General features: G+C 64.4%; 15 protein-coding genes. 14 read left to right on the top strand and 1 reads right to left on the bottom strand.

The annotated features are described in order from the left end of the window. Positions 1 to 76: 76 nt before the first annotated feature. The 6 genes from rpsU (at position 77) to HBF25_RS02710 (ending at position 4865) form a co-directional block, all read left to right on the top strand. Positions 77 to 292, top strand: coding sequence for a 30S ribosomal protein S21 (rpsU, locus tag HBF25_RS02735; RefSeq protein ID WP_029213735.1), 216 nt, complete (start codon positions 77 to 79; stop codon positions 290 to 292). Between the two features lie 136 nt (positions 293 to 428). Then, the gene (locus HBF25_RS02730; protein WP_166946291.1) at positions 429 to 872 is read left to right on the top strand and encodes a GatB/YqeY domain-containing protein; all 444 of its coding nucleotides are present in this window, start codon (positions 429 to 431) and stop codon (positions 870 to 872) included. Between the two features lie 311 nt (positions 873 to 1183). Beyond that, positions 1184 to 1357 carry a DUF1328 domain-containing protein gene (locus tag HBF25_RS02725; RefSeq protein WP_166946289.1) on the top strand — a complete coding sequence of 58 codons (174 nt, stop codon included), beginning with the start codon at positions 1184 to 1186 and terminating at the stop codon, positions 1355 to 1357. Between the two features lie 50 nt (positions 1358 to 1407). Then, positions 1408 to 3147, top strand: coding sequence for a DNA primase (dnaG, locus tag HBF25_RS02720; protein ID WP_166946287.1), 1740 nt, complete (start codon positions 1408 to 1410; stop codon positions 3145 to 3147). Positions 3148 to 3238: 91 nt separating this feature from the next. Next, positions 3239 to 3856, top strand: coding sequence for a DedA family protein (locus HBF25_RS02715; RefSeq protein WP_166946285.1), 618 nt, complete (start codon positions 3239 to 3241; stop codon positions 3854 to 3856). Positions 3857 to 4028: 172 nt separating this feature from the next. After that, positions 4029 to 4865, top strand: a complete 837-nt coding sequence (locus HBF25_RS02710) for a hypothetical protein (RefSeq protein ID WP_166946283.1) — start codon at positions 4029 to 4031, stop codon at positions 4863 to 4865. 25 nt (positions 4866 to 4890) lie between these two features. On the opposite strand, the gene HBF25_RS02705 is transcribed toward HBF25_RS02710, so the two are convergent. Beyond that, positions 4891 to 5745 carry a LysR substrate-binding domain-containing protein gene (locus HBF25_RS02705; protein ID WP_166946281.1) on the bottom strand — a complete coding sequence of 285 codons (855 nt, stop codon included), beginning with the start codon at positions 5743 to 5745 and terminating at the stop codon, positions 4891 to 4893. Between the two features lie 104 nt (positions 5746 to 5849). On the opposite strand from HBF25_RS02705, the gene HBF25_RS02700 reads away from it, so the two are divergent. The 8 genes from HBF25_RS02700 to dgoD are packed head-to-tail and all read left to right on the top strand — an operon-like array spanning position 5850 to position 13849. Continuing rightward, a complete protein-coding gene (locus HBF25_RS02700) occupies positions 5850 to 6848 on the top strand; it encodes a 2-dehydro-3-deoxygalactonokinase (protein WP_166946279.1) in 999 nt (332 codons plus the stop codon). Positions 6849 to 6876: 28 nt separating this feature from the next. Next, positions 6877 to 7866, top strand: coding sequence for an arabinose ABC transporter substrate-binding protein (locus HBF25_RS02695; RefSeq protein WP_166946277.1), 990 nt, complete (start codon positions 6877 to 6879; stop codon positions 7864 to 7866). 2 nt (positions 7867 to 7868) lie between these two features. Next, positions 7869 to 9389 carry an L-arabinose ABC transporter ATP-binding protein AraG gene (gene araG / locus HBF25_RS02690; RefSeq protein WP_166946455.1) on the top strand — a complete coding sequence of 507 codons (1521 nt, stop codon included), beginning with the start codon at positions 7869 to 7871 and terminating at the stop codon, positions 9387 to 9389. A gap of 4 nt (positions 9390 to 9393) precedes the next feature. After that, entirely contained in the window at positions 9394 to 10395 is a 1002-nt protein-coding gene (gene araH / locus HBF25_RS02685) for an L-arabinose ABC transporter permease AraH (protein ID WP_166946275.1), read from the top strand. Further along, positions 10395 to 11282 carry an SMP-30/gluconolactonase/LRE family protein gene (locus HBF25_RS02680; protein WP_166946273.1) on the top strand — a complete coding sequence of 296 codons (888 nt, stop codon included), beginning with the start codon at positions 10395 to 10397 and terminating at the stop codon, positions 11280 to 11282. Before araH ends, HBF25_RS02680 begins: the two co-directional genes overlap by 1 nt. Continuing rightward, positions 11279 to 12079: an SDR family oxidoreductase gene (locus tag HBF25_RS02675; RefSeq protein WP_166946271.1), complete on the top strand. Its 801-nt coding sequence runs from the start codon at positions 11279 to 11281 to the stop codon at positions 12077 to 12079. Before HBF25_RS02680 ends, HBF25_RS02675 begins: the two co-directional genes overlap by 4 nt. After that, positions 12069 to 12695, top strand: coding sequence for a 2-dehydro-3-deoxy-6-phosphogalactonate aldolase (locus tag HBF25_RS02670; RefSeq protein ID WP_343203644.1), 627 nt, complete (start codon positions 12069 to 12071; stop codon positions 12693 to 12695). The genes HBF25_RS02675 and HBF25_RS02670 overlap by 11 nt, the downstream gene beginning before the upstream one ends. A 2-nt stretch (positions 12696 to 12697) precedes the next feature. After that, positions 12698 to 13849 (top strand): galactonate dehydratase, encoded by a 1152-nt coding sequence (gene dgoD, locus HBF25_RS02665; RefSeq protein WP_166946267.1) that lies wholly within the window; start codon positions 12698 to 12700, stop codon positions 13847 to 13849. The last annotated feature ends 210 nt before the right edge of the window (positions 13850 to 14059 follow it).

Here is a 14059-nt window from a genome sequence, read left to right as displayed (position 1 = left end):
GAAATTTTCGTTTTGATCACGGTATAATCCACGGCTCACCCGGGTTCACGGGTTAGTTTAGACAAGTGGAGTTTCCATGCCGAGCGTTAAAGTCCGCGAGAACGAGCCGTTTGAGCTTGCCCTCCGCCGCTTCAAGCGTACGTGCGAAAAGGCTGGCGTGCTGGCCGAAACGCGCAAGCGCGAATTTTACGAAAAGCCCACCCAGGAGCGTAAGCGTAAGCGCGCTGCCGCGGTGAAGCGTCACCTGCGCCGTCTGTCTCGCGACACGACGCGCCGGACCCGCATGTACTGATTGCCTTCCTGGCCCCCGGGCCGGGAAATGGACTCGCGGCTGGCGCGTTTGCCCGCTGCCGCCGCAATCAGGCGGAAATCCGAGCCGGCTCCGCCGAAAGGTGGAGCCGGCTTTTCGTCGTCCTGGAGATAAAGCGATGAGCCTCAAGGCAAAGATCACCGAAGACATGAAGGCCGCCATGAAGGGCGGCGAGAAGGATCGCCTGGCCGTGATCCGCCTGGTACAGGCGGCCATCAAGCAGCGCGAAGTCGACGAACGGATCGAACTGGACGACAACCAGGTGCTGGCCGTCCTCGAAAAGATGCAGAAGCAGCGCCGCGACTCCATCGAGCAGTTCGACAAGGCCGGCCGCACCGAGCTGGCAGACGTCGAGCGCTATGAGATGGGCATCATCGACGGCTACCTGCCGGCCAAGCTCAGCGAAGCCGAGCTGGACGCCGTGATTGCCGCCGCCATTGCCGAATCCGGTGCCACCTCGGCCCGCGACATGGGCAAGGTCGTGGCGCTCGTGAAGGAAAAGGCCGCCGGCCGCGCCGACATGGGTGCCGTGGCAGGCAAGGTGAAGGCAAAGCTGGGCTGAGGCCTCTCGCCGGCGTGCGGTGGCGCGCCCGGCGCGTGTTCGGACGTTCCCGCCCTCGCCGTTGTAGGAGCGCGCCTTGCGCGCGACCGGTTTTCGCGAAAACCATCGACGCATTCGCATCACCGGTCGCGCGCAAGGCGCGCTCCTACAAGAGACATGGGGCGCCTTGGCACAGCCGGTCGCGCGCAAGGCGCGCTCCTACAGGAAGCGTGGGGCGAGGGGGCACGTGTTCACGGCAACCCCACGAACCCCAACGCATCCTCCCTCCACAGCTGGGGAGCACCTCCGGCGCCACCTGCGGAGGGAATCCCATGCTCAAGTACGCCATCATCTTCGGCCTGATCGCGCTCGTCACCGGCGCGCTCGGCTTCAGCCGGATCTCAGGCGTCGCCGCGACCATTGCCAAGGTCTGCTTCGCGATCTTCCTGATCCTCTTCGTCATCGCCATCCTGGCCGTCATCGGCGTGTTCAAACTGGCTTTCTGACGTCTCGTCAAGCTCCTGACGGAAGCCGAGGCGTGGCATCCTAGGCGTCCATGCGCGGTCGTATTCCCGACAACTTCATCGATGAACTGCTCACTCGCGTCGACATCGTCGACGTGATCGAGCGGCGCGTGCCGCTGAAGAAGGCCGGGCGCGAGTGGACGGCCTGCTGCCCATTCCACAACGAGCGCTCGCCGTCGTTCTACGTGAGCCCGGCCAAGCAGTTCTTCCACTGCTTCGGCTGCGGCGCTCACGGCAGCGCGATCAAGTTCATCATGGACTACGACCGGCTGGAGTTCCCCGACGCCATTGAGGAACTGGCCCAGTCGGTCGGCATGAAGGTGCCTTACGAGGGCGGCCGCGACGACAAGCCCCGCGAGGATCGCACCGACCTCTACACCCTGCTCGACGATTCCGCCTCGTACTACCAGCGCGAGCTGGGCAACAGCGCCGAAGCCCTGGCCTATGTCGAGCGCCGTGGCCTCGATGCGGAAACACTGAAACGCTTCCGCATCGGCTGGGCACCGGCCGGTTTCGACGGTGTATTGAAGGCACTGGGCACCAGCGACCAGAAGCGCAAGCTGCTCAACGACGCGGGCATGGTCGCCAGCAACGAGCGCGGCAACCGCTACGATCGTTTCCGCGAACGGGTGATGTTCCCCATCCTCGACCGGCGGGGCCGTGTGATCGCCTTCGGCGGACGCGTGCTCTCGTCGGACCAGGGCCCGAAATACCTCAACTCGCCGGAAACCCCGCTCTTCCACAAGGGCCGCGAACTGTTCGCCCTGTGGCAGGTGAAGCAGGCCAACCAGAACCTCACCCGGATCATGGTGGTCGAGGGCTATATGGACGTCATCGCCCTGCACCAGGCCGGCCTGCCCATTGCGGTGGCCACCCTGGGCACGGCCACCACGCCCGACCATGCCGAAGTGCTGTTCCGCGCCGCACCCGACGTCTTCTTCTGCTTCGACGGCGATCGTGCCGGCCGTGCGGCCGCGTGGAAGGCCGTGGAGTCCATCCTGCCGCGCATGCGCGACGGCCGTCAGGCGTTCTTCCTTTTCCTGCCCGATGGCGAAGACCCGGACTCCCTGGTACGCCAGGAGGGCAAGGAAGGCTTCGAAAAGCGCATGAAGGAAGCCATGCCGCTATCGGAGTACTTCTTCGACGAGCTGGGCCGTGATGTGGATGTCAGCCGTATCGACGGCCGCGCACGACTCGCGGAACGGGCCCGTCCGCTCATTGCGAAGCTGCCCGACGGCGCCTTCCGCGACCTCATGGCGCAGGAGCTTCAGCGCCGGACGGGTGCGAAAGCACAGCTGGATGCCGAGGCACCCAGGCCCACCTCCGGCAACAAACCCACCAATGTGCAGCGCAGCCTCGTGCGCGCCGCCATCGCCATGCTGCTGTCCCAGCCCAGCCTTGCGCTGGATATCGAGGAACCCCACGGCTTCCGCCGGTTCCAGGCGCGCGGCATCGACCTGCTGTCCGAGCTGATCGACGTAGCGCGCAACCGGCCGGGCATCAATCCGGCCGTGCTGCTGGAGCATTTCAACGAACGGCCGGAATACCCGGCCCTGATGAAACTGGTGGAAGGCGCGCTCATCGGCGAGGCCGACGCGCAGCGCACCGAATTCCTCGACGGGCTGGCCCAGATGGAGCGCCAGGCGATGACACAGCGTCGCGAGTACCTGATCCACCGCATGCGCGACGGCCAGCTCGACGACACCGAAAAAGCCGAGCTGCGGGTACTGCTCGCGGCCCGGGCCGCACCTTCGCCGCTGGAGGCCCGATGATGCAGCGCACCGCGCATGACACGCGATCCATGGGATCATCCGTCCTTCGTTCCATGAAGGGACCGGCCGGGGCCGGGTTCGTGCGTTACTGATGGATTTGCTCAACAACCTCGTCGATGTGTTCGGGCGGAGCGGCTATGCGGCCGTCTTCATCGCCCTGATGCTCTGTGGAGCGGGTATCCCGCTGCCCGAAGACATCACCCTCGTGGCCGGCGGCATCATTACGGGCCTGGGCTACGGCGACGTTCACACCATGGTGCTCGTGGGGCTGGCCGGCGTGCTGGTCGGCGATTCCACCATGTTCCTGCTGGGCCGCCATTTCGGTGCCCGCATCCTGCGCTGGCGTTTCGTGGCACGGCTGCTTACGCCAGAGCGCTATGCGAAGGTGCAGGAGAAATTCGAGCGTTACGGCAATCGCATGATGTTCGTGGCACGCTTCCTTCCCGGCATGCGCACCGCCGTGTTCATCACCGCCGGTGCCACGCATCGCGTGGGTTTTTTCCGTTTCCTGCTGCTCGATGGCATGGCCGCGATCATCAGCGTGCCGCTATGGGTGTACCTGGGGTATTTCGGTGCGCACAACCACGAGTGGCTGACGATGTGGATCCGTCGTGGGCAGACCGGCGTGTGGCTGGCCATCGGTGCGGTCATCGTCGTGCTGGGCGTGCTGTGGTGGCGCAAGCGCAAGGCCGACGCCCGCGACTGCTGAAATGCATTTGGCCGGAAAAATCGGCCACTTGCTCACCCCGAAATCGGAATATTTCATATAAATCAAATATATGAAAAAAACCGACCAATAACGACATAACGATTTTCCCCCATCGTCATCCCTTGACGCCCGATACTCCGATGGCCCATATCGGGCACCGAGGAGTTAGCGCATGGAAAACAAACACCCTGTTAGAGCGCTCACCTGGCCCGCAGGCGCGCTGCGGTTCACCACACAAAAAGACGGCCCCGTTTCACCGACCCTTCATCACAAGGCGCATGGTGACGTCCTGGACCTTCGGCTGGCGCTCGGAGACCACCTGCCGGCAGGGCATTATCTCTGGCTGGACAGCCACTCATTCGGTTATGACAGTGAAAGCCGGGACTCCGAAAGGGACGCTGTCATATGTGCAGCCATGAAGATTCCAGACGAAAGAGCAGAGTTGCGATTCGCCGTTCCGGAAGGCCTCATTTTCGGAGATATCAAAACAGGCTGGGGAAACATTTACTACAAAACCTCACCCGACGAAAATCCGCCTCAATTTGTGCAGGGAAGTTATAGCTGGCAACTCATACAATCTGATCTGGCGTCGTATCAACCGCCGACAGTGCCGCAGGCCGCCGATCGCATCATCGACATAGCAACGCTGCCAATAGATCGGGATGACGACGATAAAGAGGTATATGGGATAGACGTGCAACTTCCAAGGGGACAGGCACGTCGTCCCGTGGATGCCGTCGTAACGATGGTCTTCAGCGATACTACCGTTACATCGTCCGCAATACTCGAAGGAGACCTGCTCATCGCCCGGACATACTTTCCAAAGGAAAGGATCGACCGCTGGAACGGTAAACTCCTCGCCATCTATGCTTACTATCGCTACCCCGTATGGATTCCCGGCATAGGTATTCCCGATGCCGCACAGGTACACAAGTCGTCTGGTGAAGTCCCTTTCGTCAGTCAGTTTGCGCGTTACGGCGTCATCGACAGCCGACCTCCACGGCCATGAGCAGGGCTCTTGACGATATCAGAGATCATCCCAGCTCACCGAAGAGCCAGTCCTTGAATATCGTCGTCTCTTCGTTTGACAGCGCGTCCTGGGAGACCGACAGGTAGTACGTATGCTGCAGGTCTGCCTCCATGCGCAACGGCTCCACCAGTCGTCCCGCAGCGAGGTCATAGGCCACCAAAAGCTGCAGGGCAAGCGCGACCCCCTGCCCCTCAATGGCGGCCTGCAGCATCATGGTCCCATCTCCAAACCCCATCTCCCTGGAAATGAGGGAAGGCTCCACACCGTGGCGCCTGAACCATTGATCCCAGCCTGCGACCGGGGCGGCTCTCCGCCCCGGTCGCTCATGCAACAGCAGACAGGCTGCGAGATCTTCCGGGTGCTGAATCTGTTTCGCCAGCACGGGCGCGCAGACGGGGGTATAGGCTGAAGTTACGAGGGGCTCCATACCTTCAGCCGGACGGTCATCGATAGCAATATCCCAACCTCCTCCTCCGTCGATAACCACCTCGACCGCAATATCCGGGTGCTTCGCGAAGAACCGGAATAGCCTCGGCACGAGCCATTTGGTACCGAACGTAGGGGGCACCGACACCCGAAGACCCACGCTGCGCTGCCCCATGACCTGGTCCGTAGCATGTTGCAGCGCACGAAAAGCGTCGCGGATACGCGGGAAATAATTCTCCCCCGCCGTCGTCAGCGACAGCTTGTTGTTGCTTCGCACAAAAAGCGGTGTACCGAGGTAGGACTCCAGTAATTTGACTTGCGCGCTGACCGCAGCAGCCGTCAACGACAGTTCCTCACCGGCTTTGGTGAAGCTCAAATGCTGCGCCGCAAGCTCGAACACACGCACGGCGTTGAGGGGGAGCGAACGCTTCATTGCAGAGTCATCAAGAAAAATTTGGGGAAGACCCGAAGAATTTCTAGTTTGCCTGCGTTACCGGAAGCCGCCAAGAATCCGCTGCGCTTTCGAACGGATCTTCGATGAACATCCTTACCATCGACACCGGCACCACCAACACCCGCGTCACGCTCTGGCGCGACGGCGAGGTGCTCGCCAATGCCGCACGCCAGGTGGGCGTGCGCGATACCGCGATCACGGGCAGCACGGCAAAGCTGAAAGAAGGCGTACGCGAGACCATCGCCGAAACCCTTGAAACGGCAAATGTGCAGCGCAAAGACGTAGGGCTGGTGCTTGCCTCGGGCATGATCACCTCCAACGTCGGCCTGTGCGAGATCCCGCACGTGCCTGCACCTGCCGGCATCGACGACCTCGCCAAAGCCATGCGCGAATCACTGATCGCCGATGTATGGCACGCACCGATCTGGTTCGTGCCCGGCGTACGCAACGCGGTGGATCACATCGGCCTGCACAACTGCGAGGCGATGGACATGATGCGCGGGGAGGAAACCGAATCCTTCGCGCTCGTGGAACGCCTCGGCCTCGCCGAGCCCACCGTCATCGTGCTGCCGGGCTCGCACTCGAAGTTCGTCAGCATCGACGCGAAACAGCGCATCGACGGCTGTGTGACCACGCTGGCCGGCGAACTGCTGCACGTGATCTCGCACGACACCATCCTGGCAGGCTCGCTGAAGGATGGCTTCGCGAAGCGCATCGATCCGGAAATGCTGCTTGCCGGCGCCGAGTCGTCCAAGAAGATCGGCCTGGGTCGCGCCTGTTTCAGCGTGCGCATCCTCGACCAGTTCGCGGTGTACGACGCCAACGCACGCGCCAACTTCCTGCTGGGCGCGGTGCTGGGCTCCGACCTGCTCACGCTCAAGAATTCCAGCGCGATCCGCATGAGTCCGGGTACGCGCTTCGTCGTCAGCGGCAAGCCGATCCTGCGCGAGGCCATCGCCCGGCTGGTGGAAGGCGACGATTTCTTTTCCGGCACCGTCACGGTACTGGGCGACGACGAACAGCGCGATCTCGCGGGCAGCGGCGCCATCGCCGTCGCCCGCCAGCGCGGGCTGCTCGGCTGAACTGCGCACGCACATGAGGAGGGATCGCATGAAGATGAAGATCGCACTGGGCCTTCGCGCCCTTGCCCTGGCCATGGCTTTCACCGCCGCGCCCGCTTTTGCCGACGAACCGGTGAAGATCGGTTTCGTGGTGAAGCAGCCCGAGGAACCCTGGTTCCAGGACGAATGGAAGTACGCCGAGCAGGCCGCGAAGGAAAAGGGCTTCACCCTGGTGAAGATCGGCGCGCCGGACGGTGGCCAGGTGCTTACCGCCATCGACAATCTGAAGTCGCAGCACGCACAGGGTTTTGTCATCTGCACGCCTGACGTGAAGCTGGGGCCGTCCATCGTCGCCAAGGCGAAGATGAACCACCTGAAGCTGATGACCGTGGATGATCGTCTCGTGGATGGCGCTGGCAAGCCCATCGAGTCGGTGCCGCATATGGGCATCTCGGCCTCGAAGATCGGCGAGCAGGTGGGCCAGGCCATTGCCGACGAAATCAAGAAGCGCGGCTGGAAGCCGGAAGAAACCGGCGCGCTGCGCATCTCCTACGACCAACTGCCCACGGCCAAGGACCGCACCGACGGCGCCATTGCCGCACTCACGGCTGCAGGCTTCCCGAAGGCCAACGTCATCAATGCCCCGCAGGCGAAGACGGACACCGAAAACGCCTTCAACGCGGCCAATATCGCCATCACGCAGAACCCGAAGTTCAAGCACTGGGTAGCGTTCGGCCTCAACGACGAAGCCGTGCTGGGTGCCGTGCGTGCCGCCGAAGGCCGTGGTTTCCGAGCGGACAACATGATCGGCGTGGGTATCGGCGGCAGCAAATCGGCACTCAACGAGTTTGCCAAGGGCGAGCCGACCGGCTTCTTCGGCAGCGTGCTCATCAGCCCGAAGCGTCATGGCTATGAGACCTCGATCGACATGTACGAGTGGATCAGGACCGACAAGGCACCGCCCGCACTCACGCTGACCACGGGCCGTCTCATCACCCGCGGCAACGTCGCCGAAGTGCGCAAGGAAATGGGGCTTTGAGCATGGGGAGCGCGCCGCGCCTGGAATTCCGTCATATCGGGAAGAGCTTTCCCGGCGTACGCGCGCTCTCCGATGTGAGCTTTGCCGTGCGCGCCGGCAGCGTGCATGGCCTGCTCGGCGAAAATGGTGCCGGCAAGTCCACGATGATGAAGATCCTCGGCGGGGAATACATTCCCGACGAGGGCGCCGTGGCGATCGACGGCGACGTGCAGGCATTCCGCAGCGCCGCCGATGCCATCGGTGCGGGCGTGGCCGTGATCCACCAGGAACTCCAGTACGTACCCGAGCTGTCGGTGATGGAAAACCTGCTGCTCGGTCGCCTGCCCACGCGCTTCGGCCTCGTGGACCGCCGCCGCGCACTGGCCTGGACACGCGAACGCCTCGATGCACTGGGCGTGGACCTCGACCCGCGAGCGAAGCTGCGCCAGCTGTCCATCGGCCAGCGGCAGATGGTGGAGATCGTGAAGGCGATCCTGCGCGACGCCACCATCCTTGCGCTCGACGAGCCCACCAGCTCACTGTCGCACCGCGAAACCGAGGTGTTGTTCCGCCTGGTACGCGACCTGCGTGCACAGGGCAAGGCGATGATCTACATCTCGCATCGCCTCGATGAAATCTTCGAGCTGTGCGATGCCGCCACGATCTTCCGCGACGGCCGCAAGGTGGCCGATTTCGACACATTGGAAGGCGTGACCCGCGACACCCTCGTGCAGCGCATGGTGGGCCGCGACATCGGCGACATCTGGGGCTACAAGCCCCGCGAGCACGGTGACGTACGCCTGGCCGTGCAGGACGTCACCAGCCGTATCGTGCAGCGCCCGGTGAGCTTCGAGGTGCGGGCCGGCGAGATCGTCGGCTTCTTCGGCCTCGTGGGTGCGGGTCGCTCCGAAGTGATGCGCGCCGTCTACGGTGCCGACCGCCGTCTCTCCGGCGAGGTGAGCGTGGACGGCCATCCGGTGAAGCCCTCGCATATCCGCGATGCGATCCGCCACGGCCTGGTCTTCTGCCCGGAAGACCGCAAGGAGGAAGGCATCATCGGCGTGCGTTCGGTGTCCGAGAACATCAACATCAGTGCGCGACGCAACCACCTTACCGCCGGCCTGTTCGTGAACGACCGCGTGGAAGCGAAGACGGCCGACAGCTACATCGAACGCCTGCGCATCCGCACGCCGCACCGGCGCCAGGAAATCCGCCTGCTTTCCGGCGGCAACCAGCAAAAGGCCGTGCTCTCGCGCTGGCTGGCCGAGAAAGACCTCCGCGTGCTGATCGTCGACGAGCCCACCCGTGGCATCGACGTCGGCGCCAAGAACGAAATCTACAACGTGCTCTACGAGCTGGCCGCGCGTGGCGTGGCCGTGGTGATGATCTCCAGCGAGCTGCCGGAAGTACTCGGCGTCTCGGACCGGGTGATCGCCATGTGCCACGGCCGCATCGTTGCCCAGTTCGCCCGCGGCGAAGCGAACGAGCGCAACGTGCTCGCCGCCGCGCTCCCCGAAGGCACCACCGCCACGAACGCCAGGTAATCCCATGACCGACTCCCAAGCCGCCGCCATCGGTGCCACCCGCGAAACGCCGGCCGCCCGCCGCCGTGCCCTGCTCTGGCAGGTCGTGGACGACTACAGCCTCATCCTCATCTTCATTGCGCTGTTCGCCGTGCTGAGCGCCAGCGTCCAGTACTTCTTCTCGTGGGACAACATGGTCGGCCTGCTGCTGTCCGTGTCGCAGATCGGCATGGTCTCCTGCACCATGATGTTCTGCCTGGCCTCGCGTGACTTCGATCTCTCGGTGGGCTCCACCGTGGCCTTCGCCGGCGTGTTCTGCGCCATCGTCGCCAATGCCACGGGCAGCGTCACCATCGGTGTCGCCGCGGCCCTGGTCGCCGGTGGTCTCGTGGGCTTCGTCAACGGTGCGGTGATCGCCAAGCTCAGGATCAACGCACTGATCACCACGCTGGCCACGATGGAAATCGTGCGCGGCCTCGCCTTCATCAGCTCTCAGGGGCAGGCGGTGGGCGTCACCAACGAGGCGTTCTTCACCATCGGCAGTGCCGAGCTGCTGGGCCTGCCCGTACCGGTGTGGGTCACCCTGGCCTGCTTCGCCGTGTTCGGCGTGCTGCTGAACAAGACCATTTACGGCCGCAACACCCTGGCCATCGGCGGCAACCCCGACGCGGCCCGCCTGGCCGGCGTGTCGGTGGACCGCGTGCGCATCGCCATCTTCCTGATCCAGGGCGTGGTGGCAGCGCTGGCCGGCATCATCCTGGCCTCGCGCATGACCAGCGGCCAGCCCAATGCGGGTGAAGGCTTCGAACTGAACGTGATCTCGGCCTGCGTGCTGGGCGGCGTATCCCTCATGGGCGGCCGCGCCACGATCAGCGGCGTGATCGTTGGCGTTCTCATCATGGGCACTGTGCAGAATGCGATGAGCCTCATGAACATCGACGCCTTCTACCAGTACCTGGTCCGCGGCACGATCCTCCTGATCGCCGTACTCGTGGACCAGCTCAAGAATCGCAGGCAAGCCCGCTGATGACCGAATCCGACTTCAAGCCCCTCTCCGACCAGCGCCAGGCCCACGCCGAGGGCGTGATCTGGGACGACCTGGCCGGCCTGGTCCGCTGGACCGACATCGCCACCTCGCGCCTGTTCGCCTACGACCCGGCCACCGGCCATGTCAGCGAGCATGTGCTGCCCGCCCGGCTGTGCTGCTTCGCGCTCACGCACGAGACCGGCGTGCTGCTGCTCGCGCTGGAAAAGCAGATCGCCCGCTTCGACACGCGTGACGGCCGCCTGCACATCCTCCAGGACATCGAGCCGGAGATCCTCGGTACGCGTGCCAACGACGGCCGCTGCGACCGCGGCGGTAACTTTGTCTTCGGCACGCTCAACGAGCGCGGGCCGGAAAAGGTCGCTTCGTTCTGGCGCTATACGCACGATGGTCACTTGCATCGCCTCGCCCTGCCCAAGGCCGCCATCACCAACAGCATCTGTTTCAGCCCCGACGGTGAAACGATGTACTTCACTGATTCGCCCACCGCGCAGATCATGGCCTGCGATTACGACGCCGCCTCGGGCGATGTCGATCGCATCCGCGTCTTCGCCGAGCTCACACCGGGCTACGAGCCCGACGGCTCCACCGTCGATGCCGACGGCTTCCTGTGGAACGCCGAATGGGCGGCCTCGCGCGTGGTGCGCTACGCACCCGACGGCCGCGTGGACGCCACTATCGCCCTGCCCTCGAAGCAGCCCAGCTGCGTGAGCTTTGCCGGTCCCGGACTGGATCGCATGGTCATCACCTCCGCCCACCTGGGCCTGGGCGACAAGGCCGGTCCCTTCGACGGCGCCATCTACATCGGCACGCCGCCTGCCGGTCGCGGCCTGCCCGAAGCCCGCTACGGTCACAAGGTGAACGCATGAGCACGCCCGATCCGCGCACTACCCCGCTTCCCCGCCTTGCCGGCAAGGTCGCCATCGTTACCGGCGCCACGCAGGGCATCGGCGCCGCCACCGCGAAGCTGTTTGCCGCCCATGGCGCCGCCGTGGTGCTGAACGTGCTGGAAGACAACGCGCAGGCCCGCAAGACCCTGCACGACCTCAACACCGACCAGGCCATGCTGTTCGAGGCCGACGTCACCGACCCGCAAGCCATCCAGCGCATGGTGGCCGCCGCCACCGAACGCTTCGGCGCGCCCGACGTGCTGGTGAACAATGCCGGTATCAACGTCTTCAACGAGCCGCTGTCGCTCACCGACGACGAATGGACCCGCTGCTTCGAGGTGGACCTCAAAGGCGCCTGGAACTGCGCCAAGGCCGTCCTGCCGGGCATGCTTTCGCTGGGTCGCGGCAGCATCGTGAATATCGCCTCGGTGCACGGCCACAAGATCATCCCGCACTGCTTCCCCTACCCCGTCGCCAAGCACGGCCTCATCGGCCTGACCAAGGCACTGGGCATCGAATACGCCGCTAAGAACATCCGCGTGAACTCGATCTCGCCCGGCCTGGTGCTCACCGCCATCGCGAAGGCGGGCTTCGACGCCGCGCCCGATCCGGAAGCCGAGCGCCGCAAGCAGACCGAGATCCTGCCCAACAAGCGGATCGGCGAGCCGGAGGAAATCGCCTATACGGCGTTGTTCCTCGCCTCGGACGAAGCCCGCTACATCAACGCCGCCGACATCCGCATCGACGGTGGCCGCTCCCAGCTCTATCACGAGTAACCCCATGGCCTGGCCGACTGCGCTCCCCCTCATCGCGATCCTTCGCGGCGTCACCCCCGACGAGGTCGTCGGGCATGTCGAAGCCCTCATCGCCGAAGGCTTCGACGCCATCGAGGTGCCGCTCAACTCCCCCGACTGGCAGCGCAGCATCCCCCTTGCCGTCGAGGCTGCCGGCAAGCGGGCGCTGGTAGGCGCGGGCACCGTGCTCACCCCGGAGGCCGTGGACCAGGTCGCCGACCTGGGCGGCCACCTGCTGGTTACCCCCAACACCGACCCGGCGGTGATCCGACAGGGCCGCGCGCGCGGCATGTACGCCTCCATCGGCTTCACCACGGCCAGCGAGGCCTTCGCGGCCCTGGCGGCCGGCGCCCAGTCGCTGAAGCTGTTTCCGGCATCCTCCTTCGGGCCGGGATATGTGAAGGCCTTGCGTGCCGTGCTGCCTCCGGACGTGCCCCTGCTTGCCGTAGGTGGTGTCACCCCTGATAACCTCGGCCAATACCTCGACGCGGGATGCATCGGCGCGGGTCTCGGCAGCGACCTCTACAAGCCGGGCCAGCCCGTGGAGCGCACCCATGAGCGCGCCCGAGCCTTCGTCAAAGCCTATCGATCGGTCTAAGCATGAAAGTCACCCGGATTACCACGTACCGCGTTCCTCCCCGCTGGATGTTCCTGAAGATCGAAACCGACGAAGGCGTCGTCGGCTGGGGCGAGCCCGTCGTCGAAGGACGCGCGCGGACCGTGGAAGCCGCCGTGCACGAGCTCTCCGAGCTCGTCATCGGCCAGGATCCCTCCCGCATCAACGACCTCTGGCAGGCCATGTACCGTGGCGGGTTCTACCGTGGCGGCGCCGTGTTCATGAGCGCCATCGCCGGCATCGACCAGGCCCTGTGGGACATCAAGGGCAAGGTGCTCAACGCGCCGGTATACGAGCTGCTGGGTGGCCGCGTGCGTGACCGCATGAAGACATACTGCTGGGTCGGCGGTGACCGTCCCGCGGATGTCATCGCCCAGATCAAGGAGCGCATGACGCACGGTTTCGACACCTTCAAGCTCAACGGCTGCGAAGAGATGGCGATCATCGCCACGAGCAAGGCCGTGGATGCCGCCGTGTCGCGCGTGGCGGAGATTCGCGAGGCGTTCGGCACCGATGTCGAGTTCGGCCTGGATTTCCACGGCCGCGTGTCGGCGCCGATGGCGAAGGTGCTGGTCCGCGAGCTGGAGCCGTATCGTCCGCTGTTCATTGAAGAGCCGGTGCTGGCCGAACAGGCCGAGTACTACCCGCGCATCGCGGAGCTCACTTCGATTCCGCTGGCAGCGGGCGAGCGCATGTATTCGCGCTTCGAATTCAAGCACGTGCTGGAGCGTGGCGGCATCTCGATCCTGCAGCCCGACCTCTCACATGCCGGCGGCATCACCGAGTGCGTGAAGATCGCCGCGATGGCGGAAGCCTACGACGTAGCGGTGGCACCGCACTGCCCGCTGGGCCCCATCGCCCTGGCCTCGTGCCTGCACCTGGACTTCGTGAGCTGGAATGCCACGCTGCAGGAACAGAGCATGGGCATCCACTACAACAAGGGTGGCGAGGTGCTCGATTACGTGCGCAACAAGGAAGCGCTGAAGCTCGACGCCGAAGGCTATGCCATGCCGTTCACTGGCCCGGGCCTCGGTATCGACGTGAACGAGGAACTGGTGATCGAGCGCAGCCGTGACGCCGGAGACTGGCGTAATCCCCTGTGGCGACATGCGGATGGCACCGTAGCAGAGTGGTAACCACGCCCCGCCGCCTCTACCGATCTCAAGGTGGCCATGTGGAAAAACCTTTGGGCTACCGAACCCTTGTAGGAGCGCGCCTCGCGCGCGACCGGTTATCGCGAGCATCATCATCGTTTCGATTCAACCGGTCGCGCGCAAGCACGCTCCTACAACGTAGCGGTGCTCCCACTTCTTTGGTAGCAGGGCTAGCTAAAGGATTGATGGTTT

Source organism: Luteibacter anthropi (assembly GCF_011759365.1).
Taxonomy (GTDB): domain Bacteria; phylum Pseudomonadota; class Gammaproteobacteria; order Xanthomonadales; family Rhodanobacteraceae; genus Luteibacter; species Luteibacter anthropi.
This window is presented reverse-complemented; position numbering and strand designations above follow the sequence as displayed.